Raw genomic sequence first — 252 nt, forward strand, 5'->3', positions numbered from 1 at the left:
GTATTGAAGCTGTTGGTGATGACTCCAGTAGCGCGATTATGGGACGCCAGCCCCCCTGTACTGGTGGTTCCTGACACATTGCCGCTATTGAAACTATCGGTGATCTTGCCCAGATTATTGCCAACCAAGCCACCTGCGGTGTACCTGCCGACCACTTCACCCGAGTTATAGCTGTTGATGATCGTACTGGCTGAGGTGGTATTGCCAACCAGTCCTCCCAGCCACCAGTCATAGTTTCCCACGACGCTGACC

Annotated in this window: 1 protein-coding gene; it reads right to left on the minus strand. The window is 54.0% G+C overall.

Annotated elements, in window-relative coordinates; all coding sequences use genetic code 11:
• Nucleotides 1–252: GLUG motif-containing protein (locus AC0IYH_RS32930; protein ID WP_471838581.1), on the minus strand; the 252-nt coding region annotated here is incomplete at both ends.

This window comes from Pseudomonas sp. AC463 (genome assembly GCF_979253585.1).